The sequence below is a fragment of the Leucobacter musarum subsp. musarum genome, from assembly GCF_001273845.1.
Lineage (GTDB): Bacteria > Actinomycetota > Actinomycetes > Actinomycetales > Microbacteriaceae > Leucobacter > Leucobacter musarum.
Window position 1 is genome coordinate 1 of record NZ_JHBW01000108.1, and the last position, 21,209, is coordinate 21,209.

Annotated in this window: 22 protein-coding genes and 1 pseudogene; 8 read left to right on the forward strand and 15 right to left on the reverse strand. The window is 61.6% G+C overall.

What is annotated here, in order from left to right:
• From CH42_RS14355 to CH42_RS14375, 5 genes and pseudogenes are all read right to left on the reverse strand, one after another.
• Nucleotides 1–279 (reverse strand): annotated as a pseudogene (locus CH42_RS14355) (M23 family metallopeptidase); the annotation flags it as partial.
• Nucleotides 280–1,149 (reverse strand): hypothetical protein, encoded by an 870-nt coding sequence (locus CH42_RS14360; protein ID WP_053353894.1) that lies wholly within the window; start codon nt 1,147–1,149, stop codon nt 280–282.
• Nucleotides 1,146–1,625, reverse strand: coding sequence for a hypothetical protein (locus CH42_RS14365; protein ID WP_239684071.1), 480 nt, complete (start codon nt 1,623–1,625; stop codon nt 1,146–1,148). Before CH42_RS14365 ends, CH42_RS14360 begins: the two co-directional genes overlap by 4 nt.
• A 58-nt stretch (nt 1,626–1,683) precedes the next feature.
• Nucleotides 1,684–2,262 carry a hypothetical protein gene (locus CH42_RS14370; protein WP_053353896.1) on the reverse strand — a complete coding sequence of 193 codons (579 nt, stop codon included), beginning with the start codon at nt 2,260–2,262 and terminating at the stop codon, nt 1,684–1,686.
• Entirely contained in the window at nt 2,259–2,612 is a 354-nt protein-coding gene (locus tag CH42_RS14375) for a hypothetical protein (protein ID WP_156322593.1), read from the reverse strand. The genes CH42_RS14370 and CH42_RS14375 overlap by 4 nt, the downstream gene beginning before the upstream one ends.
• A 114-nt stretch (nt 2,613–2,726) precedes the next feature.
• Here CH42_RS14375 and CH42_RS14380 point away from each other — a divergent pair, with 114 nt between their 5' ends.
• From CH42_RS14380 to CH42_RS14390, 3 genes are all read left to right on the forward strand, one after another.
• Nucleotides 2,727–2,975, forward strand: a complete 249-nt coding sequence (locus CH42_RS14380) for a hypothetical protein (protein WP_053353898.1) — start codon at nt 2,727–2,729, stop codon at nt 2,973–2,975.
• A gap of 280 nt (nt 2,976–3,255) precedes the next feature.
• A complete protein-coding gene (locus CH42_RS14385) occupies nt 3,256–3,657 on the forward strand; it encodes a hypothetical protein (RefSeq protein ID WP_053353899.1) in 402 nt (133 codons plus the stop codon).
• 164 nt (nt 3,658–3,821) lie between these two features.
• Nucleotides 3,822–4,013, forward strand: a complete 192-nt coding sequence (locus CH42_RS14390; protein ID WP_053353900.1) for a hypothetical protein — start codon at nt 3,822–3,824, stop codon at nt 4,011–4,013.
• A gap of 72 nt (nt 4,014–4,085) precedes the next feature.
• On the opposite strand, the gene CH42_RS14395 is transcribed toward CH42_RS14390, so the two are convergent.
• The 7 genes from CH42_RS14395 to CH42_RS14425 form a co-directional block, all read right to left on the reverse strand.
• Nucleotides 4,086–7,412 carry a hypothetical protein gene (locus CH42_RS14395; RefSeq protein ID WP_053353901.1) on the reverse strand — a complete coding sequence of 1,109 codons (3,327 nt, stop codon included), beginning with the start codon at nt 7,410–7,412 and terminating at the stop codon, nt 4,086–4,088.
• A gap of 130 nt (nt 7,413–7,542) precedes the next feature.
• Nucleotides 7,543–8,925: a hypothetical protein gene (locus CH42_RS14400; RefSeq protein WP_053353902.1), complete on the reverse strand. Its 1,383-nt coding sequence runs from the start codon at nt 8,923–8,925 to the stop codon at nt 7,543–7,545.
• Between the two features lie 77 nt (nt 8,926–9,002).
• Nucleotides 9,003–9,833, reverse strand: a complete 831-nt coding sequence (locus CH42_RS14405; RefSeq protein WP_053353903.1) for a DUF2637 domain-containing protein — start codon at nt 9,831–9,833, stop codon at nt 9,003–9,005.
• Nucleotides 9,833–10,042 (reverse strand): hypothetical protein, encoded by a 210-nt coding sequence (locus CH42_RS14410; protein ID WP_053353904.1) that lies wholly within the window; start codon nt 10,040–10,042, stop codon nt 9,833–9,835. The genes CH42_RS14405 and CH42_RS14410 overlap by 1 nt, the downstream gene beginning before the upstream one ends.
• The gene (locus CH42_RS14415) at nt 10,042–10,815 is read right to left on the reverse strand and encodes a hypothetical protein (RefSeq protein WP_053353905.1); all 774 of its coding nucleotides are present in this window, start codon (nt 10,813–10,815) and stop codon (nt 10,042–10,044) included. Before CH42_RS14415 ends, CH42_RS14410 begins: the two co-directional genes overlap by 1 nt.
• The gene (locus tag CH42_RS14420) at nt 10,808–11,845 is read right to left on the reverse strand and encodes a hypothetical protein (RefSeq protein WP_053353906.1); all 1,038 of its coding nucleotides are present in this window, start codon (nt 11,843–11,845) and stop codon (nt 10,808–10,810) included. The genes CH42_RS14415 and CH42_RS14420 overlap by 8 nt, the downstream gene beginning before the upstream one ends.
• A 337-nt stretch (nt 11,846–12,182) precedes the next feature.
• Nucleotides 12,183–13,265 (reverse strand): hypothetical protein, encoded by a 1,083-nt coding sequence (locus tag CH42_RS14425; RefSeq protein ID WP_156322594.1) that lies wholly within the window; start codon nt 13,263–13,265, stop codon nt 12,183–12,185.
• A gap of 382 nt (nt 13,266–13,647) precedes the next feature.
• Here CH42_RS14425 and CH42_RS16100 point away from each other — a divergent pair, with 382 nt between their 5' ends.
• The gene (locus tag CH42_RS16100; protein ID WP_239684074.1) at nt 13,648–14,772 is read left to right on the forward strand and encodes an alpha/beta hydrolase family protein; all 1,125 of its coding nucleotides are present in this window, start codon (nt 13,648–13,650) and stop codon (nt 14,770–14,772) included.
• Here CH42_RS16100 and CH42_RS14430 read toward each other — a convergent pair.
• The 3 genes from CH42_RS14430 to CH42_RS14435 are packed head-to-tail and all read right to left on the reverse strand — an operon-like array spanning nt 14,747 to nt 16,750.
• On the reverse strand, nt 14,747–15,838 hold the full coding sequence (locus tag CH42_RS14430) for a hypothetical protein (RefSeq protein WP_156322595.1): 1,092 nt from the start codon (nt 15,836–15,838) through the stop codon (nt 14,747–14,749). The genes CH42_RS16100 and CH42_RS14430 overlap by 26 nt on opposite strands.
• Nucleotides 15,838–16,293, reverse strand: a complete 456-nt coding sequence (locus CH42_RS16430; RefSeq protein WP_156322596.1) for a hypothetical protein — start codon at nt 16,291–16,293, stop codon at nt 15,838–15,840. The genes CH42_RS14430 and CH42_RS16430 overlap by 1 nt, the downstream gene beginning before the upstream one ends.
• Entirely contained in the window at nt 16,271–16,750 is a 480-nt protein-coding gene (locus CH42_RS14435) for a hypothetical protein (protein ID WP_053353909.1), read from the reverse strand. The genes CH42_RS16430 and CH42_RS14435 overlap by 23 nt, the downstream gene beginning before the upstream one ends.
• A gap of 391 nt (nt 16,751–17,141) precedes the next feature.
• Between CH42_RS14435 and CH42_RS14440 the strand changes: the two genes are divergently transcribed.
• The 4 genes from CH42_RS14440 (at nt 17,142) to CH42_RS16440 (ending at nt 21,209) form a co-directional block, all read left to right on the forward strand.
• On the forward strand, nt 17,142–17,375 hold the full coding sequence (locus CH42_RS14440; RefSeq protein WP_053353910.1) for a hypothetical protein: 234 nt from the start codon (nt 17,142–17,144) through the stop codon (nt 17,373–17,375).
• A gap of 59 nt (nt 17,376–17,434) precedes the next feature.
• Nucleotides 17,435–19,654 (forward strand): hypothetical protein, encoded by a 2,220-nt coding sequence (locus CH42_RS16435; RefSeq protein ID WP_156322597.1) that lies wholly within the window; start codon nt 17,435–17,437, stop codon nt 19,652–19,654.
• A 191-nt stretch (nt 19,655–19,845) separates the two neighbouring features.
• The gene (locus CH42_RS14460) at nt 19,846–20,760 is read left to right on the forward strand and encodes a ParA family protein (RefSeq protein WP_162231098.1); all 915 of its coding nucleotides are present in this window, start codon (nt 19,846–19,848) and stop codon (nt 20,758–20,760) included.
• Between the two features lie 2 nt (nt 20,761–20,762).
• Nucleotides 20,763–21,209, forward strand: a complete 447-nt coding sequence (locus CH42_RS16440; protein WP_156322598.1) for a hypothetical protein — start codon at nt 20,763–20,765, stop codon at nt 21,207–21,209.

Here is a 21,209-nt window from a genome sequence, read left to right on the forward strand (position 1 = left end):
CACCCCGCCCGCGGGCACCTTAAGGTCGGTAGCGGCCTGCTGGATGGCCTGTGCGTTGGCGAGCTGCGCACTCGAGTACTTATCGGTCGCAGTGGGCGCCGTGCACGTGCCGCTCCCGCCGGTGCCTGCGGCCGCGATCGTCATGACCGCACCGCCGACGATCATGACGGGCATGAGGACGATGGCGAGTACCAGCGCCAGTACGCCCGCAATGAGGCGTCGCCCAGTCTTGGACTGGGCGACGTTCACAGCGACTTTTGCCGCGACCGGTGCAGCCACTTAGTAGTCCGTCTTCCAAGCGTCGGGATACCGCGTCATAAGCCCGATCACGCCACATGTCCCACCATCTGAGGGCGCATCACAGTAGATGGCCAACGCGACCGGGTTCCGCACCGTCGACTGATCCCCACCAGTCGTCGTGGTGGTCTCCACACGCACCCAGTACAGTCCGAATGACGCTTCGGGGTCGATGTCGACCGTGATCCCGTCAGCCGGTTTCGTCCAATACGGATCACCCGCGTACGCATCCATTTCGGCCTTGTCGTACACGTCGACCGCGCGAGAAAGGATGGTCGCACCATACGAGGTGTACCCGCCGAAGCTCGCGGCATCGCCGAGCATCCACCACCAGCCAGACGGCGAGTAGTCCATGTCGGCGAGAAGCTGCGGAGCTCGCGCAATGTACTCGTCGCCCGTGATCGTGTCGCCACCAAACTGCTTGACGGAGAACCCTGCTCCCGGCCCCACATAGTCAGGGGAGGGGCGCATGACCCGTGCGAGTGATTCTTCACGGAAGTCGTCTACCCACTGCACCTTCGTGGTGTCCACCGACATCAACACCTGCGCTGCGGACGCTGCCGCAACTCGGGGATCGGTCGTGACCTCCATCGGGACCAGGCCGTCAGCGTCGAACTCGGGCGCCGGAGCCTCCGTTTCGGACGTATCGGCTGCGGTATCGGGCTTCTCCGTGCCCGGATCTGCAGGCGTGGTTGAACTCTGCGACGGTTTCGCTGCTGTCTTGTCGTCGTCGGTGCCTGGCCCGACGATGACGGCGATCGTCACCGCGAGCAGTGCGATCACGAACCCGGCGGCGCCGGCCGCGACCAGGCGCGGCCGCCATTTCTTCCAGTTGCTCTGCAATCGGTTCATTCGAGTGCTCCGTTCTCAATCGTGTGAAGAGGGGTCGTAGGGGAAGGGAAGGCCAGAAGTTCGTGGCAGTGCTCGTCGAGGCCGACACCCCAGGTCGCTGACTCGACGTGGTTCGGGTCGGCCCACTCCTGCACGATGTGCGGGTTGTGCTGCGTCTCGTTGCACCGAGACGCACCGGCCCACTCCCGCATCCGTGAGCGCCACAACCAGAACTGGTACTGAAAATCGAGCCCTGCTGACGCCGGCCCTGGCATCTCCTCGAAGAACTGCTGCTGCTGCCGGTACTGGTACAGCGCCAGCAGTTCGTGAATCATTGGGGGATGCCGGTACCAGCACGGCGGTACGACCTGAGCATTCAGGCCGAACTCACGCACCATCCGGGGCACCCACACCCCGAGCACGTTCTGTAAAATCTCGACCCGCTCATCAGTATCGAGCGCCATCCAGTCGATCGGGAGAGCGGGTTTTGCCCGCATTTCCTCCGCCGCGAAATCGGAGACCGGGGCCTCTGGCTCGGACGGGCGACCACCGCGCTCACGCACCACGGCGCACCGCGTTCATGAAGCGATCCCAGAACGACGGCGCAACATCCACCGTCGCCCCTTGCAGCGCGCTCAGCTCGCGGAACAGATGATTCCGCCGCGCTTCAGGCCGGACAGTTTCAACCCATGCGGTGAGCTCAGCCACCATCGGGTCACCCGCAGCGAGAACCGAAGACACTCGAGCGGGCCGCTCTGTCATGAACTGGCGGATCCAAACGCACCCGAAACTCAGCAGCATCGCCGCGAACAAGAGCATCAGCACAGGCTGCGAGAAACCGCTGACCAGGACGAGCGAGTACCCTCCGCCCAGCAGACAGAACACGCCCGTCGAGAGCAACTGCCAACGCCGCGCGGTGGCCGTGATGCTCAAAAGTTCATTGGTGAGCGCCATCCGGTAACCGCCTACACGCCGCAGCTTCTCATGGAGGTATTCGAGCTCGCGACGTTGCTGCGCGTGCATCAGGATCAACTGATCCTGCTCGGCCTGCTCTGCTACAGACAGTGGAGCCTGCGCGGCCCTGCGCCGGCATGCACGAACGATTCGGGTGTGGGTAAGGTTCAAGTGGGTCATGCCTTGCGCCCCATCCCGAATACCCGGCCGAGAATCGACGGGTCACGAGTGACACTCGCACCCTTGACCCAGCGCAACACCCCAGCGAGGTAGCGGCGACGGTCACCGACGCTCTTCTTGACGTCGACGGCCGCCAACCGCTCCACATAGCGGTCGCCAGGAGTCACCACCGCGCGAACACGCATCGGACGGCGCAAGAGCGTGAACAGAAAGAAGATCGCCTTGACCGCTGCGACAAGAAATCCGACCCAGCCCAGGCCCCAGACCACCATAAGCAGGAAGATGAGCCCCACACCCTCGACCGGGTGAGGGGGCAGTGTGCCGTCGCCGATGATGAGCGGTGGGAGCACGTACACACCCACCCATGAAGCGCCTCCGTATAGCGCCGCGGTGGCTGCGTGGGTCCAGAAGCGTGGGTCCGCGTCGTGCACCTCAACGGTTAGGCGATCATCTTCAAACGAGACGTGATCGCAGGAACCATCGGAAGTGAGCAGCGTACTCAATGCCTGAAGACGTTGCTGGGCGCGGTGCTGATCATCAAGGTCTTGCTGAACGGCTGCGGCTTGCGTGGCTGCTGCATCGCGTTGTGCGAGGACGTCAGTTCTGTGTGCGGCTGCGCGGTCAACACGTGCGTGGGTCAGGTTCAAGTGGGTCATACCTTCACGAACCCGTCACGCGCGCACATGCCGCTGCGCGGGAATGAGCACCCCTGACGGGCTGCTCCTGGTCGACGCCGGCAAGCCGGCCCCTCCCTTCTGGGGCTTCGCCCCGTTTTCTTGCCGCGAAGCCTTCGGCAGCATACGGACGTTCCGCTCTCCAGGCGCACGGTCGCAGAACCGCTTACGCGCCCCTGCTTGTCGCGTCCCTCTCGCATGTCTGACGCCATGCGGGAGCCCCGCTGCGTACCCCTTCCGAGCTGCACGTCCTGCAGGCACATTCGTGCCTTCACGGCAAGAAAACGTGAGGGGAGGGATGAGAGAAAGGGCACACACCATGACCACCGACTACACGATCAAGCTCGCCGCACTCGGAGCACACATCATGTGCCTCTGGGGGTTCGACACCGACCGCTCCGGAGCTGACACGGTTGCTGCCGTCAACGATGCGATCTACTCGGCCGGCCTCGACTACACCGACCTCGCCCAGGTGCGAGCGATCGCCCGTCAGCACGACCTCAACGCGGGAGCGTTCGGCGACACCGCACCGACGCTCGTGGCCACCGAGGAGCGCCCCGACGTCGACCTTGATCGACTCCAGGAACTCTGCGCTGAGCACTCAGACGCCGCGCACGGGGACTCGAACGACCGCGAGCTCGCGGCCGCGCACAACCTCATCACCGAACTGCTGCGCATCGCCGGGTTCAAGCTCGTCGACCACGACGGGAACGCACGATGACCCCCGACGAGATCGGCACCACGTCAGCGATCATCCTGATCCCGCTCGTGTGGGGTGCCGCGATCTACCGGACCTGGGTGCTTCCCGCCCTCGCGAAGCCCACCACCCACCACTAGGACCACCAGGTGCGGGGCCACAGCGCCCCGCACCCTTGGAGGTACACCATGCGTCGCCTACTCATCCCGCGCTCGTTCTTCGGCTTCGTGATCCGCATCGCCGTGCTCAACGCTCTGCTCGGTGCCGGCACTTACGCCACGGCGCTCCTCATCGCCGGCGCACGGATCGCTCTCGCCCTGCAGATCATCGAATTCACCCGCCTGGTCGACGCCGTGAACCGCTTCGTCCCGATCTCGTAAGCCTGGAAACACGACAGTGCCCCTGCCCGGGCGAAAACCCGGACAGGGGCACTGTCGTGTTCAGGGAACGAGTTAGCCGATCACCTCCGCACCCTCGTTCGCGGCTGCGAGCTTGCGGCGACGCTGGAGCAGTACCATCGCGGCACCACCAGCGAGCAGCAGCGCGCCCGCGACTCCCGCAGCGAGTGCGCCAGGGCCACCGGTAAGTGCGAGGGCCGGCTTCGGCTTGATCTCGAAGTTCTCCTTCGTCTCACCGCACTTACCGACGTGCACCACGGTCTCCTTGCCGTCCTCGACACGAATCAGGGTCTCGACGTACCCGCCCAGGCCCACGTGCTCCTCACGGGTGACGACCTTGTTCGAGTCGTAGCGGCCGGGCTTGTCGACCTTCACACCTGTCGCGTCCTCGAAATCAGCGATCTCGTTCTCGGTCGAGCACACCATCTGCTCGTCAGCCGAGCGCGTGTACGCCTTGAACGTGACCTTGTACTCAACCTCGGGGCGATCCGACAGGGGCCCTTCAACGATTGCGGTGTCGAACATCTCGTCACCGACGTTCACGGTGCCCGCCGACTCGGTGTGGACCGTGGGCTCCTTGACCTTGGTGGTCTCGTTCGGGAGACCGCACTTGCCGCGGTGCAGCGACACGGGCGGCTCGTCGCCGTCCACAACCTTCAGATCCTCGACCCAGTAGGTGGTGCCCTCGGAGTTCGCAACGACGTCAGGTGAGGTCACCTTGCCGGGGCCAGTCACCTTGACCGGCTTCGTCTGCGCGACGGGCTGCGCCTCGCACACCGCGTCCGGGTTCGAGACTTCAGCCTTGGTCCACAGGACCGGGTTGCCGTCGGCGTCCATGATCGGTTCCCAGTTTTCGTCGTACTTCGGCTGGCCGGCCTCGGGCTTCAGGTACAGCGTGAAATCGACCTCGTACTTCACCTCGGGGCGATCCGACAGCGGCCCCTCGACGTCAGCGACATCGTGAATGTTGCCGCGCACGGCACCCTCTTCGATCGCCTGGGTGGTGACCTTCGGGTTTTCCACCATCGTGGTCTCGTTCGGGAGGCCGCACTTGCCGGTGTGCAGGACGAGCTCGTCGCCGCCACCCTTCGGCGTGGCGGTCAGTTCCTCCACCCAGTACACGGTGCCGGCGGTCTCAGCCTTTACCTTGGGCGACTTCACTTCACCGATCTTCGTCACAGCGACGTTCTCGGTGTGAGCGACCGGCTGTGCAGCACAGACCGCAGCAGGGTCGTTCAGTTCGGCCTCGGTCCACACCGCGGTGACGCCGGCTTCGTCGACGATCGGCTTCCAGTTCTCGTCGTACTTGGGCTGGCCGGCCTCGGGCTTGAGGTACGCGGTGAAGTCGACTGCGAGATCCCACTGGTTGGTCGACGGCAGTGCGCCGGTGATCTTCGCGACGTCCTGGATGTCGCCCTTCACAGCGCCGGTCTCCTGCGCCTGCGTGGTGACCTCGGGGCGGAGCACCTTCGCGGTCTCCGACGGCACGCCGTAATCGTCACAGGCGTCGAGGAACTTGCCCTTCGCGGCACCGGTCTGATCCTCGTCAAGCACGCACCACTGCACCGTGAGGTAGTTGTACTGTGCGTCGATCGGGACCGAGAGCACGTCCGACGTGCGCTTCTGGCCCGGGGTGTCAGCGGTCATCGTGGTCGTCTGCAGCACAACAGCATCCTTCGGAGCGGTCTTCTGCTGCTCCGGCTTCGTCTCAGAGCCGTACACGGTGCCGCGGAGCGTTGCGGGGGTGCGCTTGCCACCGGTCTGGAGCCAACCGCCGCCACCGGCGAGCTTCACCTCGACCTCATCGGTGTAGTCGTTCCCGATACCGATTTCATCAGCCGAGAGCTTGGTCTTGAACTCGAGCTCGGTGGGGGTCCACTGCGACTCGTTCTTCTGCCCGTACCCATCCGTGAAGTGATACTTCTCCGGCAGCGACGAGGAAGCCGTTCCCGCAATCGGCTTTGGGTTGACGATCGCGTCAAGCTGATCCTTGTAGTCGATCTCCCACACCCACGTGATGTAGCCGGTCTCTTTCGCGACCTCCTTCGACTCCACCGTGTACGTGGTGTTCGGGCCGTCATCGGTCGACGTCGTGATCTCGGCGGTTGCCGCAATGGGGGCGTTCTTCGGCGGCGTGCCCGAAGGGTTTTCAGCAGGGTCCTGCAGGAACGGGCCGTATGCCGTGCCCTTGGCGGTGATCGGTGCATATCGCTTCTTGCCGTTTGCGCCGAACTGCCAGCGCCAGATACCCGATCCCACGGTCGGGTCGGCTGCGAAGTCGAGGGTGTCGGAGTACTTCTCGCCCTTCTTGACCTGCTTCGTGACTGTGTTCGAGGTCAGCGTCGGAGCCCAGAAGGTATCCGGGTCGACGTACTGTGCGCTGAAATCGCCAGTGCGGGTTTCGGATGTGGCGGGGCGGCCGATGCCGATCTTCTGGTTGAGGCCGCCCTGGTCGGACACGACGAGCTCGCCGGCAGTCGAGACGGTGTACGAGTAGCTGCCGTTGAACGTGACGCGGTAGTAGCGACCGAACTCGTACCCCTCGGGTGGCACGCCCTCCCACTGGAGCTGGTGTGCTGCGCCATCGGTGATGGTCGCGGTCTTGCCGTCTGCGGAGACGTCGACGCCGGCCTGCGCGATGTACTTGCCGTTGTCGATCGTCATCGTCGAGGTGCCCGCCTCAGCGGCCACGTAGCCCGCATACGCGCCAGTCGGGGTGATGACGGGAGCGTTCGGCTGCACGGCCGGGCCGCTGCCGCCTCCCGGGTTCGCAGCGTACGCGCGACCCTCGGTGATCATCGCGGCCGCGTAGTCGACGACGCTCTGGTAGCCCTTGGATGCCAGCGATGCCTTCACCTGGGCGATGGTGCTCTGGTAGCCGGCGTCGCCCTGCGCGCTGCGCAGATCCCACACCGCCAGCTGCACCGCGGCAGCCTGGCTGTTATCGGTCGTGGTGCCGTAGTTCCCGAGAATGTACGTCAGCGCCTGCGTGTCAGACGCGGTGAGGTCGCCTGCGGAACCGGATGCGCCATTGAGGCCCAGGTAGCCGTTGAACCAGCCCTGGAACGTGTACCCCTCAACGCCTGCGACGGGGACCAGGGGTGCGTCGGTGCCGGACGGCACGATCTGCCCCATTTCGAGGCAGTACACGATGGTGCCGTCGGTGTGGACGAGTGCGCCGATACCGACGCCGGTGCCGTCGTAGAGGCCGGCGCCGGGGGTGGCAGCGAGAGCTACCTGTGCGGGGATCACCACGGTGCCGATCCCGACACCGGTTGCAGCGATCAAGCCAGTGAGCACGAGTGCGCTGGCACGACGGGCAGTGCCCTGTCGTTTGCGGCGCTCACGACGTGTGAACGCTCCCTTTTCAGTCGATGACATGAAAGGCCTTTCCAGTCAGAATCGCAGACGGAATGCCGCCTACAGCCCATAGATGAAAGACCGCGCGCACCAACGACAAAGCGGGGCGCAACACCGAAGTGTCACGCCCCGCTTCTACGGGTGAATCAGTTCACCAGCCTTCATCCGTGCCGTTCGCCAAGCAGTGGACGCCAGTGATGTTGTCCCATGACCCGGTTGGGTAGGTTCCGGGCGGGCAGCTCGTGGCGGGCGTCGTACCGCCCCCACCGCCGCCTCCGCCGCTCGAGGAACCGCCGCCGTTACCGGTGTCAGCAGGAGGCGTCCACGTCTCTCCACCACCGCCACCGTTGCCGGTGTCGACCGGCGGGGTCCAGGTCTGGTCACCGCCGCCGTTGTTGTTCCAACCGGTGTCGTAGCTTCCGCCACCGTTCCCGCCGCCGCTATTCCAGCCCGCGTCATACCCGGCACCCGTGCCAGCGTCCTGCCCGTTCCAGGCAGCTTCCGCGCCACCATCCCACGCTGCACCGCTCTCAGCAGCTGCCGCTGCAGCGGCCTCGGCCGCGACCTGATCGGTCTGCGTCTTCTGAGCACTCTTCGCCGCACTCACGTACTCGGAGAGCTTCCGCTGCAGGCTGAGCGCGGTCACCGCGTCATCGTCTGCGAGTACCTTCACGGACTTCGCTGACGCCGTAACGACCTTCCCCTCGGCTGCCGCCTTCGGGGCGCCCGCGACCACGGACTTCGCCTGCTTCGGCGCCTGATCCGACACCTTCACGAGCGCCGGCAGACTCCCCGCCACCGCATCCGTGTACCTGGTCGACAAGCCAGCTTCCGACTTCACCGCGGCCCGCACCTCTTTCAGGACGGACTTCGCCTTACGGAGCGCCTTCTCCGCTGCGTTCAGATCCTCGTCACTGATGTGCTCGGGCTTCTTCGGAAGATCGACATTGGCGTCTTTCGTGTCCGCGATCAGATCACGCACGTCGTCGCCGGAAAGCGCAAGGTACGAGCCGGGCGCGGTCGTTTTCGGGGCGTCCTTCTTCGCCTTCTTGGCCTTGGTCGCTGCGGCCTTGTCAGCCTCGCGGAGCTGCTTCACCTCCGCCTCAACTGTTTTCACCGCCGCGGTGCGCTGATCGGACTTCTCCGGGGCATCACCGAGCGCTTTTTGTGCGGTGTCGGCGGTCTGGGAGAGGCTCTTCGCCTGATCCTTCGTGAAGATCGGATCGGCAGCCTTCCCGAGCTCGCGCACGTTCTTCACGAACGTCGACGCTTCGGTGTACTGCAGGCTGCTCAGCGCGAGCGCCGCCTCGAGGTCGCCCTCGGCACCCACGGTCTTGCCGAGCGTCGATTTCAGGTCCGCGCGCAGCGACTGCCACTGGTTGTCGCGCTGCTGCTGCAGCAGGAACGGTGTGGCGATCGCACCGCCCACGGCAAGGGCCGCGACGACGCCGGCAGCGATCCAGGTATTGCGCTTCTTCGTCGAGCGCTTCGGAGCGACAGCGTCACTCTCAGCGTTTATCACTTCGTTGTTCATGTTGTCCTGTTCCCCAAGGTAACCATTGCGTATCTAAGATACACACAGGCATAGATGATTCATAGTTTTCTTTTTGCTTACGGCGCGGCGAGCAGCTCCGGCACGGTATCGAAGTCGCCCTCGTCCTCCATCTTTTTGAGGAACCGCTGCCCGGTTTTTGGCGTCTTTCCGCCCAACCATTCGCCGACGAGCTTGCCCGTGGGGCGCTTCTGCTCGGCGTCGACGAACTCGAGCACGCGATCGCGAACCACTGCCTCCGGGATCTCACCGGTATCGTCGCTCACGATCCGCAGCGGCACCGGCACCGTGTCCTCAAGGTGCGTATCCGCCGGCACGGTGTGCGCGGCCATCACGACCGGCCGCTGCGGCACGGACACCGCCGACGCCGTGACGCCCAGCGCCGGCGCCGGTCGCCCGGCGTCGACGGCCGGAGCCTCGGGCATGCGCTTCACCGCTGCAGCGTCGAGACGTTCGCGTGCGGCACGGATCCGTGCGCGTTCTTTTTCGTCCGGGACCGTCATCATCACCTGGTGCGTGACCGACAGCATCACAAACGGCGGCACCGCGGCGATCAAGGCCGCAATCCATGGGCTCGTGAGCGCGAGGTCTGCCGCACGGCCGGCATGCGATGCGTTCGCCATGATCGACACCACCGAGAGCAGGAAGAACGTCGTGTGAGACAGCCAGCGCCCCCTGGTGCCCTCGTTCTTCGACCTGGCCGCCGCGACCATGCACGAGATCGAACCGACGTCGATGATGACCGGGAACAACTCCGGCAGCGGCAGCCCGTTCACCGCAGCGACGTCAATCAGCGTCGCGTAGGAGACGGCCATTGCTGCGACGCCGACGACCGCGAGCGGGATCCCGAGCGTGAGCACGTGTGCCCAGGTGCGCGTCTTCTTTGCCATCAGTACGCCTCATCCTCTTCACGTGCCGCTTCAAGGGTTTCCTCGAACTGGGTGAGTGCGTCGGAAGCATTCGCCTGGAGCACGACCATCACGATCCACACGATCGTGAACACCACAGCGAAAGGCACCAGCACCAGCAGGAACTGCACGATCACTTCCAAGCTAGACATGCCGGTTGCGAGCATCACTGCCTCATTCCACATCGTCATCACGCCACCCAATCTCGGAGATCGCGGGAACCGTTCACGCCAGCACGGAACCGGTTCTTGAAGTGAGTCACTGCGCGCATGTGCGAGCACGACCGGGATACCTGGAACTGGTCATCGAGGAGGAACTGCCCCATCAGGCTCGTTTCCTCGACGTTCGGGCGAGAGCCGCGTGCGATCTTCATCACCGCGATCACTTGCTCGATCGAGAGCTCCGGGCAATGCCGGTGAGCAGCGATGCGATCATCAAGCTCATACGAGAGCCGCTGCGGAGGGTTCGCAGCCAACCAGCCGAGCAGATTCCGCACGGGCGCGTGGTACTTCGCCTCGGTAACCTGAGCCACCACGGCGAACGTGAGATCCACGACGTCCTCCAGAGGCGTCATCGACACCTCATCCGGCGCGGGGCTGGGAAGGAACTCAGCGTGCTCAAGCGCAACACCGCGCGTACCGCGCATTTCATGCCCCCACCGCACCGTGCACGCCCACAGGTACGCCCAGGGATCTTCCGACGTCGCCGCGTACCGCACCGGGCACCGTTCCGTCTCGGAGAGCGTTGAGAGGAGACGTTCAATGATCATGTTCACGACGTCATCGTTCTCGCAGTGGTAACCCCAGCTCATCGCGATCCCAACCATGCTCGGAGCGAAGAACTCATGCAACTGCTCGATGAACGCCATACCCTCGGCCGTCTTCAGCGCATTGCACCCCTCGTCCGCGAATCTCGTCAGGAACGCGCGCTGACGCCACGTATCGAACTTCACCACATCACGCATGAGTGGCCTCCAACCCGAGCTTCTTCACGGACAACTCTGAGAGCAGCTTCGTAACCTCGGTGCCGATCTGACGCAGGTTTGCAGCAGGGTCGCCTTCGATCTCGCATTCAAGAATCACGACAGCCGACAGCGCGTGTGTGAGGGCAACGCGCACCCCACGCAGCTGCTCGCGCCCCATAGCGTTCTTGTTCGCGGCCATCGTGAGTACTTCGCCCAGATCGCCATCGAGTTTCTCTTGCAACAGCGTGGTCTCAATCACGACCTCATCGAGACGCTTCTCTGCAGCCTGCAACTTGGCGACCTCCGGGTCGAGCTGGCGGAGCTCGACGGCTTCTTTGTGCTTCATGACTGCCTTGAAAATTGGGTCTGGACTCGTCCCGACTTTCTGGAGCTTGTCGAATCCGCGCTGCGCCACTTCGCGAACCTCTGGAGGCTGCGTCTCGTCCTCTGCGATGTCTCTCACGGCGGCCGTTTTGCGCAGGTAGTCGAGTCCCTTGCCGGTGCGTTCTTTGGCGTATTCATCCTTCGACATCGACATCGACATCGACATCGGCGCCGGCGCCGTCTCCCCGTTCCCGGTATTACCGGGAACGGGGTCTTCGGTTCCTCGCTTGAGCCCCGCGAGCTGGTTCTGCCGCGCCCGGAACTCGTAGAGCGGAGCCTCGAAAGTCTCATATGCCCAGAGAAGCTCGGCAGCAGACAGGTTCTTCCGCGTGCTGTTGGCGACGTGCTGAAGCAGCTGCTCCTGTTCAAGGGTGAGGCCACGGTAGACCTCTGCGCGGATCGTCGACCGGCCGCTGTCACCGGCTTCCACGAGGCGATGGGCGCCGTCAATGAGCACGAGGGTCCCGTTGCTCCGTTCCGAGACGACGATGGGAACCAGTTGATAGCCCAGTTCAGCAACTGAGGCTCGAATGAATGCGACATGCTCGGGGTCAACCTTGCGTTGGCGCTCAAGCATGATGATCGAGGCCACTTCGAGCTCGGCGGCACGGATGGTGACGTTCTCGGGGAGGAGAGTTTGATTCATGATGCGACCTTCAAAAACGTAGAAACTTCGAATGGAATGTGGGACGAATCCCAGAGCAACGCGGCACCCTCAGGGCCGTGTACGGGGCAGAGATTCACGCGATTGCGGTGCCTCCTGCAGGAACACTGAGCCGCGCGTTGCGCGTGATCCGGGCAATACGACCTGAGTTGAGCGTTGAGCACAATCGCCCACCCCTCGCCGACAAAGTCATCAAGCTGCCCGACATGGTCATGCCAGGTTGAATCACTCGACCCCGAAGAAGTGAACGGCTTGCGAGCACGGCACGAACGCACTTCGCAGCGAACGGCAACGACTTCACGGCGCCACTCGAGCCCCATCAGCGGTCACCCCCGCTCTCGAGCTCCTGAGATTCCAAAGCAGCAAACGAGGGATCGACCTGCCGTCTCGGGAGGTCGCACTTCACGCAATGCGCCCGCTCGAGCTCGGGAATCCCTTCGTGCCCCCACCAGTGATCTCCCGATTCGCAATCTCTGGCTTGCATCGCGTCTGCCGCGGGCATCGCGGAGTTTGGGTCGAACGGTTGCGATGGGCCGACGCCGATCGCCCAGCTCCCGGGATTCCGCACGATGGCCATCGCCGCGTACAGCGCAGGGTTTTCCACCCGCGAGCCGCGCGCGGCCGCTCGAATCACGGTGTCACGAACTGCCTGCACCACGTCGATGCCGTCGAGGACAACCCGGTCGTTTACCTCGCGTCGAATCTGCGCGAGCGTGATCGACAGGTCGGGATGCAGCGCGTCGAGCTCGGCGTTGATCGCGGCCTCGCGCGCGTGGTCGGTCTGGTTGGTGGTCTGGTTTTCCGAAAGAGAACCAACCAACCAACTAGGTTTAGTTTTCTCTTCCTTAAAGGACTGCGGATTTTCCTTCGACTGCGGATTATCCGCAGTCGGGGTTTCAGCCACTGCGGATTTTCCGTAGCCCGCGTGATCTGGGGTTTCAGCGGCCACTGCGGATTTTCCGCACTGGAGTTCCTGCACTGCTGCGAGGTACTCTTCGTACGGCTCGTTGACCTCAATCACGGACTCGGCAGGGTCCGAAACTGCACCCTCGACAGGGTCAGCCAGAATCAGCCGGAAGCGTTTCTGCCCGCCTCGAGGCTTGCCCTCGCCATCGACGTAATTGCTTGGGTATCGGTCTCGGACCTCCATCATGAAGCCGGCGTCGAGGAGCCGGCGCTTTGCCGACTGCCAAGCTGATACGCCCAAGCCGAGATCTTGCTGCGCTTGGGTTTGGGTGGGCATCATCGACTCTTGATGTGAGAGCAAGTAGAGGTAGATGCTGAGCGGGTTCCCGCAGATGCGGGGGTCGCGGACCCACCAGTTACGGTGCTGACCGAACTCACGTTCGAACGCAAGTCGCGGGCGGATAATCTGGGCGCCCATGCCCATTGCGGCGTTCAATGGTGATCCTCTGATGAATCAGAACCACGCATGAAAGAATGAACGGGCTCGCAAGCAGTTGAACAGTTTCCAGCTTTTACAACTGCGCGTGAGTCCGTGTCTTGTAATAGCGACACGAATTGATGTTCCTTCCGGGATATCGACGGGCCTCAGAGGTGCAACTCTGGGGCCCCGTTTTTTAAGCGGACGGGGTTGTGGCCGGGAGGCCCTCCTTCCTGGAATCCATACATCCTTACATGTAAGGATGCTCGTAACACTGACCCTACATGTAAGGTGTGAAATTTTCTACTTCAGGGTTTCAGTGCCCTACATCCTCCAGATATGCTCTGCCTGAACCTGCCACCATCACCGAGTTCTGGCCAAGGAGAGCGCATTGGTTTTCATGCCTGTAGTTGTAATCGTCACGATTTTCACATTGGCGATCGCGGTCGGATTCTTTGTCACGCTTCGATACTTTGCCCGCCGCATAGTGGCACTCACATTGCCGCCGGTTTTCAAACCGGTGCTGGACTGGCGGCCCCAAGAGAACACAATCCGACTCCCCCTTGATGCCCAAACGCGCAGACCTGGTGAATACGGGCTGTGGTGGGACGACCGAACACACCACGCGCGTGTCGGCCAAATCCTTCACATCGATGAATCCGCGATGACCATCGAACGAGAACTCTTGACTCCATATGACGCGGTTCAACCCAGCAGAGTTGAATGGACCGGGCAAGTTTTCAAAACACCCGTCGACCTCGGCTACCCCTTCGTCGAACCGACGCTTACAACAGTGCACGGGAGCTTTCCCGCCTGGCACTTCCAGGGGGACGGCTCAAATTGGGTCATTCATGTTCACGGTCTCCGTGCTACACGACTAAGCCCGCTTCGGGGGGTTCCCGCATTCCAGGAACTCGGATACCACTCCTTAGTCGTTTCATATCGTGGAGATTCAGTCGACGGGCATCCATCGCCTTATACGAGCAGCACGCTTGGCATGCAGGAGCTGTCCATTCTGGACGAGGCGATCACGTATGCACGCTCTCACGGAGCGAAACGAATTCTCCTCATGGGTTGGTCGATGGGAGGAGGAATGGCACTCCTCGCCAGTGAACGTGGGGTGTTGAAAGGAGCAATTGACGGGCTCGTTCTCGTCGCCCCGACGTCGGATTGGGGGCAAACCATCCTGCACGGTGCACAACAAGCCAGAGTCCCTGCCTGGGTCGCAGAAACGGTGATGTTCGCGCTGAGTCATCCGCGCCTTTGTCGAGCTCTGGGCGCCGATGCTCCGATAGATTTCTCCGTGCTCGACTGGACAGTTCCGGCCGGCAGGGTCGTTGTACCTACTCTCGTTCTCCATTCACCGGGCGACGCTGAGGTCCCCATTGGTCAGAGTCGACAACTTGCGGTGCGGAACGAGAGGGTCATTGTCCGTGAGATTGCCGACGCAGATCACACTTTGGAATGGAACCGATCTCCTGATGAGGTAGAAACTGCAATTAAGCGATGGGTGGCAGAGCTTTAGATTCGTCCGAGGTGAGAATGGGTCCTACCCCGGGGAACGTGCTCTCAACGCGCTCCAGGAGTGAGGACTCTTCGCTGCTCAGCTCAATGTTGTGAACCGTTAGGAAGTTTCGAATCTGAATCACTAGCCGGTACGCCGTCTCATGCGCATCAGCTCCCACCAGATCCATCATGACCGATGAGAGAGGCGTGATTCCGAGGACACGTATGGCCGAGATGGTCTGTGCTGAGTAGGGCACTCTCGCAGATGTTGGTCGGCAGTCCCGCACCTCCTCTCTCAGGCGCAGCAACAATAGAGCGAGCTGGAAAGAGAGGGCGCGTAGTCGGATGCGTGCCAGGTATTCGCGTTCTGTCCACAAGATCAATAGCCACCCGGCAGCGACAACCAGAATGCCCCCGAAGAAGAGCACGAAGAAACTGGCCTCAAGAAATGTGCTGTGATCGGTCACTTCGAAATGCGCAGTGATGTAATACACGACCTGGTCGACCGTGGAGAGTAGAACTAATGAGAGGCCGAGGGTGAACAGTAGATTCACCGGCTGGACCCACTTCTTCAATGCCCAGATCATGTCGGCAACGATCCACGCCAGGGTTGCAAAGTAGACGAAGTTATAAGCGACAGCGGCAACTTGATCTACGTGCATGGCCATGAACCGGGTGGATGTGGGTGCACGATCGGTGATCAGGAAGAACGGTATTGCGAATGCGGTAATGCAACCGAGTAGCACCCACTTGGGCCGGCGTTTTTTGTCGGGACGTACTATTTCCCACACCGCATCACGGAAGTACCAAAAGGCCAGCACTGCAAGCGTTGATTGGAGCAGGTTGGTGACGTTGACCCCGCCAAGCAAACGGTCTAGCGCAGCGAGCGGTATCACCAAGCCCATAGCGATGATCGCCAAAAACCCATAGACGGAAGCTGCCCATGATGGGAAAGCAGCACGGTACCGTTCCCGATCTCGCTGCCATAGCGCGATGAGAGCTCGCAACCGCACGGCTGATAAGAGCCCAAGAACGGTCAGCACGACGCTCGCGAGTGCGATAGTTAACGGGGATTGCATCAGCACTACGCCAGCACCACCCCAGCGCGCGAGTGAGCCCAACTTCGCGATCTAAGTCGCTGAACTAGTGCATATGCGAACTCTTCGACCTCGCGTTCTGCATCAGTATTACGGAGATCGCGCGCCTGCATCCGGATTGTGCCGGCAGACACACCGACCTTTGTTGCCAGCGACGAATCAATCATTCGCGAACAGTCTGTATCCATGACCAAATGCCCAAGCTCATGGCACACGCATTGAAGCCGGTACTGAGGTGAATCCTGTAGTCGGAAGAACACCGTCACATGATCGGGTCCTTCATCAAGAAACGCGGTCAAGGACCCCCAGTCGCCAGAGGGAAGGGCTTCTAGATAGATCGGTTTTCCATATTGGGTACTGATGGCCGCAACAATTTCGTCGAGTGTGTTTGCTCGGCGGATACCCAGAGTGCTTAGCGCCTCACGCACTGCCTTGAGTTTCATCCCGCTCCTTAGTGCGTTTCTCTCGAGAACTTCGAATTGCAGAAAGGACTTCGTTCAACGTTTCAGGCGAGACTCCAGACAGCGCCCGTGCAGCAAATCGCTCGACCTGCGCCTCTCTTAAGCCTTTCAAGAACTCGAGCTTCGCGACGATCGTTGGCGGGATCTCGCTCTGCAGATCAACCAGAAAGTCGCTGCTTGTACCAAAAAAATCGGAGATTGCAGTCAGAACAGCTTCTTCGGAGACAAGGTGCCCGGTACCGTTGAGCAGGTAGGACCATCGGGGACGTGAAAGTGGCAACCCACGCGACTCCATGAAGTCTGCAAGCTGGGGGTAGGTGAACTGTTTATTGGACTCCAGCTCCCACAAATCAACCAGCATGCGCACCCGGTTGCTAAGCACCTGCTTGTCATTGTCTGCAGACGAGCTCTCTTGGCTCGGTCTTTCCAACTTGGTCACACACACCTCCTAGTCTTGCTGGAATCTGATATATATCATACCTGGCAAGGAAATTCTGTGCCAGGATCATTCACAGCATCAGTGACCATCGGCGCCACGGCTGTGGCGCCGATTCAGCTAGGTCATGGCGTTGATAACCCTGGGCAGGGCCGCATAACGGCGACTGTCGCCCACAAAGGCCTCGCGCTCGAGCTTGAATGTGCTGCCGGAACAGTGCGTTTAACCCCTCGCCCTGTGAAGCGATGGGCACGAACGCCCCCGATAGAAGCACTCAGAGAATGCTGACCTCGAGTAAGCACCCCCCGAAGTCGGCGCCATGTTTTGCGAGAAAAGAATGGGCGGCGCGGTGTGTCTTTCCATTTCTGAAATGAACCTGCGCCAACATAGCGACATGGCATCGAAAACGGGTCGACCGAGCAAGGGCAATCGTGGCGCCATCATGACGCGTCCCTCCGCAGAGTTTGCAGCGATTCTGAAGCGCAATGCTGACGAGCAAGGAATGTACTACGGGGATTACCTTGTAGCACTCGCGGCTCAGGCATTGAACATGCCCCAGTACTCCCCCGTGCGGGTCCCGGAGAACCAGCTCGACATTCCTGAGGAGGCACATCCGAGAGCCGCATAAACGAGGAAACCCCCCGCCTTGCCGGGCGGAGGGTTTCAGAAGCTAAGGCTTGATCTCGAATGTTTGGCGACGGAGAGATCAAGCGAGGTAAGGAACCGGTTGGCGCCGGGGCCTTGGTGTATTCAATTGATGAAAGCGAGTTCATCATAACACGCTCATTTCACGTTGTCCCGGAAGCGAGGGACGTTTCGTCGGCGAACCCTCAGCCCGAGCTGACGACGCTCGAAGCGTGGGAACTCTCACGGGCGATCAGCCCACGGTCTACGGTGCGCGTCGCGACCGTTGAAAACGGCGCCATTCTCAACCAGTACGGGGAAGTATCCCCTCTCACGGCTGAAGCTACCGAGCTCCCGTGGGCGATCTACCTCACCGACAGGCGCCACCAGTTCCGGCTCATCTGTCTCGACCTCGACGGGAAAACCCCCGAGGCTGCTGCAGCAGCGGAAGCCGATGCGGCCGGGCTGCTTCCTGTGCTCACTGATGCCGGACTCTCCCCCGTCGTCTGCCAGTCCGGCCCCGAAGGCGGTCTGCACATCTGGATCGCGCTGAGGGAGGGCGTCGACGCCGGCCTGGTACGTCGTCTTGCTGAAGACGCCAAAGTTTTGTACACCACTCTCGACCTCTCCCCAGTTACCAACAAGGGCTACGGATGTGCGCGGCCGCCAGGCGCCCCACACCGCCACGGCGGCAGATCGATGATCCTCACGGGCTCGTTGAACGATCTCACACACCCCACGGGCACTGTCACCCAGGTCACCGCGGTCGCTGAGCACATTGCGCCCCTGGCGGCCGCTCTGATCGCTCAACGCCTTGAGGATGCCGACGCCACAGATACCGCCCAGGACGACGGCAAGCACCCGTACATTCCCGGCGCCCGTCAGCACCTCTCGCTCGCTGCTGAGGCCGCGCTGCGCACGAACGTGGCAGGCGAAGACGCCAGCGCGATCATGTGGCGCATCCTGACGTCAGCAGCTGCAGCGCACTGGCATCACGTGGACATCGCACGCCTGGTGAAGACCGCTCCCGGCCTCGAACACATCCGTACCTTCAACGACCACGGCCGCCGCGTCCCCCGCAGCCCGAAGCAGCGCGCCGAAATTCTGCGGCGCCAGTGGGCTCGTGCAGTCGCCTACATCGCGAGCGGGCGCCGTGCAGTTGGCCGCGACGTCACGTTCGACGATCGCGCCCAAGCGATCGCCCAGCACGTGAGCGCGGTGCAGCAGCGTGCAGACGTCTCCCCCGGCCGCTGGAGCTCAGGCGGCGGCCCAGCCGATCGCCGCGTACTCGACGCCCTCAGTTTCCTAGCTCTCAGCGCCCTGAAAGCCGACATCGAGGCCGATACCCGCCGCCTGGCTCTCATGTGCGGCATCGGCCGCGAAACCGCCCGTACGGCACTCCTACGCCTTGCAGAAGACAACTGGATCATTCGTACTCGCGCAGCCGATGGCCCCCACGGAGCGCACTGGAAGATCGGCCCTGGAGTTGTTATCCACAAGGAACCTGACAAGGGTCGGTCACAAACGCCCTCCGCCCCCCGGGAAGCTGGATCAGCAATTCGTAACGCCCTGCTTCTCAAACTTCAAACACGCATTGACGCTGCTGCTCACGATCTCTTCACACGTGGTGGTCTAGGAATTCACGCTGGCAACGTCTACTCACGTTGCTCACAAACACCGCTCTCTCTTGGAGCCATAGTTATGCTCTCAGGCACTGACGCGGGCATGACCGTTCAGACACTCACGCAACTCACTGAGGTTGGAGTACTGCGACTCACACAGCACGGCTGGAACCAGACCGAACTCGATATACGTGATCGTGCTGCTGCAGCTCGTGGTGTGTCGGGAAAACTGGCTGAACGGGCTCAGCGCTACGCACTCGAGCGCGAGCTTTGGGGATGGTGGCAAGCCGAACTCGAATGGATGAGCACTCCCCCAGTCGAACGCGATCGACGCCAAGCTCCTGGCCAATCAGCGCTCATGCCCGATCTTGAACCCCAACGGCACCCAATCCATCCGCGAAAATACGGTAACCGCGCAGATTACCGAATGGCTCGTCGCATCTTGACTGGAACAGTCCAAACCGAGCGACCCAGGCCCGTTCCCGTATCTGAAGGCGAACGGCTCATCATTGAGATCCTCGGTGGAACACCGATAGACACTATCCCTGTCAGGCCAGCCGAGCCGGAACGACCAGCCATGAGCGTCAGCGGCGGGCGTAATCAGCTCTTCCAGTCTTCTAGACCTGAATCGGGGCGAGTGCGCTTTACCCAAGTCAGTTAAGCTAGCCCAACTTTTTAATCTGCCTTTAGATACTTAACCAGACGAAGAAGCTAAACTAGTTAATGTTGTTAAGGTTGAAAAGCTGGCTTGGTTAACTGATCTAGTTCAGCAAATTCGGTATTCTTAAATAGTTAAGGAAGCCCAGTAAGTAACACTGGTTGTACTACTTGGGATTGTTGGAAAGGTATGTCGTGGCTTCGATTCAGGTTGACCGAGAAGCGTTAGACCGGGTGATTGTGTTCATTAACGGTAAGGGGGGAGTCGGGAAAACGACTCTCTGCACCAATATGGGCGGCATCCTCGCAAGGAGCGGGCAACGCGTTCTTGTCGTAGACATCGACCCGCAGGGGAACGTTGGCCTCGATCTGGGCTACGCGGACACTGACCGAGATGATTCTGGCCGAAGCCTCTCCGCCGCACTTCAGGGGCTTACTGACAGCGTTCAGATCGTGAAAGAAGTCCGTGAGAACTTGGACGTGATCGTGGGCGGATCAGAACTGCACGGCGCTGCGGCTGCGCTCGCTGTACCTCGCCGAGGGTTTGACATGCGTGACGCATTGGCGCGAGTGCTTACGCCCATCGCTGAAGAGTACGACGTCATCATGGTCGACTGTCCACCAGGTAACGAGTCCCTGCAGTCGGCTGCGATGGGTGCAGCGCGGTGGGTTATCGCTCCCTGCCGCCCTGACGAAGGGACCGGACGAGGGCTTTCCGAACTCGCTGATCGACTCAGTGAAGTGGTACAAGTCAATCCGTCTGTAGAGATTCTTGGGATCGCACTCTTCGCTATTGCGAAGGCTGAAACGAGGGTTGAGGCCGAAGCGCGGAAGATGGTGGTGGACATCGTGGGAAACGATGAGCTCCTGTTTGAAACGGCTATCCGTCACTCAAACTCAGTCGCCCAACAATCGCGACGCTTCGGGAAACTTGCGCACGAGCTGGATGAGTACGCTCAGTCGCAGCCTGCTTGGTGGCAGCTTCGTAGGGGAGATGCTGATGCGGAGGAACGGGTGACGCGGACAGCATCGAACGTCGCTGACGACCTCCATGCACTCGCCGTAGAAATGCTGAATCGTCTGAATGCACGTGAGGAAATGGTGGCTTAAAGATGGATACCGACCGGCAGATTCCTGGCCTTATGCCTCGCACCCGTCGACGTGCCAACCTGGCGCCCCTTGGAACGACGGAACCCGTGGTCGAGGAAAGGGGCACAGATGCAGAGCCTTCGGAGGCCAGCTCGGCGCTGAGCAATCCGACGGTGGACCCTGGAATCGACGTCAACGCCTCAAGACAGCGCAACAGGACCTCCGAAACTCCCTTTGAAGCTACTGGGGATAAGAAAGTTCAGCTTGGTGTGAAAGTGAGCGCCAATCTGAAGGGCCGCGCTCGAGCCGCGTTCAAAGAGGTCGCCTACTTTGAAGATGTCTCCACATTTGAACAGTTCTGTTCGATGGCGCTTGAAGCCGCGATCAAGGAAGTCGAAGCGAAATACAACGACGGCAAAGAACTCGCGCCCAGGGAGCAGAACCTGCGGAGAGGCCGTCCCGCAGTGTGA

What these genes read in the sequence shown, in the direction of transcription:
- CH42_RS14360 (WP_053353894.1), bottom strand. Translation starts at nt 1,149, where the DNA reads ATGAACCGATTGCAGAGCAACTGGAAGAAATGGCGGCCGCGCCTGGTC.
- CH42_RS14365 (WP_239684071.1), bottom strand. Translation starts at nt 1,625, where the DNA reads ATGCGGGCAAAACCCGCTCTCCCGATCGACTGGATGGCGCTCGATACT.
- CH42_RS14370 (WP_053353896.1), bottom strand. Translation starts at nt 2,262, where the DNA reads ATGACCCACTTGAACCTTACCCACACCCGAATCGTTCGTGCATGCCGG.
- CH42_RS14385 (WP_053353899.1), top strand. Translation starts at nt 3,256, where the DNA reads ATGACCACCGACTACACGATCAAGCTCGCCGCACTCGGAGCACACATC.
- CH42_RS14390 (WP_053353900.1), top strand. Translation starts at nt 3,822, where the DNA reads ATGCGTCGCCTACTCATCCCGCGCTCGTTCTTCGGCTTCGTGATCCGC.
- CH42_RS14395 (WP_053353901.1), bottom strand. Translation starts at nt 7,412, where the DNA reads ATGTCATCGACTGAAAAGGGAGCGTTCACACGTCGTGAGCGCCGCAAA.
- CH42_RS14400 (WP_053353902.1), bottom strand. Translation starts at nt 8,925, where the DNA reads ATGAACAACGAAGTGATAAACGCTGAGAGTGACGCTGTCGCTCCGAAG.
- CH42_RS14405 (WP_053353903.1), bottom strand. Translation starts at nt 9,833, where the DNA reads ATGGCAAAGAAGACGCGCACCTGGGCACACGTGCTCACGCTCGGGATC.
- CH42_RS14410 (WP_053353904.1), bottom strand. Translation starts at nt 10,042, where the DNA reads ATGACGATGTGGAATGAGGCAGTGATGCTCGCAACCGGCATGTCTAGC.
- CH42_RS14415 (WP_053353905.1), bottom strand. Translation starts at nt 10,815, where the DNA reads ATGCGTGATGTGGTGAAGTTCGATACGTGGCGTCAGCGCGCGTTCCTG.
- CH42_RS14420 (WP_053353906.1), bottom strand. Translation starts at nt 11,845, where the DNA reads ATGAATCAAACTCTCCTCCCCGAGAACGTCACCATCCGTGCCGCCGAG.
- CH42_RS16100 (WP_239684074.1), top strand. Translation starts at nt 13,648, where the DNA reads ATGCCTGTAGTTGTAATCGTCACGATTTTCACATTGGCGATCGCGGTC.
- CH42_RS16430 (WP_156322596.1), bottom strand. Translation starts at nt 16,293, where the DNA reads ATGAAACTCAAGGCAGTGCGTGAGGCGCTAAGCACTCTGGGTATCCGC.
- CH42_RS14440 (WP_053353910.1), top strand. Translation starts at nt 17,142, where the DNA reads ATGGCATCGAAAACGGGTCGACCGAGCAAGGGCAATCGTGGCGCCATC.
- CH42_RS16435 (WP_156322597.1), top strand. Translation starts at nt 17,435, where the DNA reads ATGTTTGGCGACGGAGAGATCAAGCGAGGTAAGGAACCGGTTGGCGCC.
- CH42_RS16440 (WP_156322598.1), top strand. Translation starts at nt 20,763, where the DNA reads ATGGATACCGACCGGCAGATTCCTGGCCTTATGCCTCGCACCCGTCGA.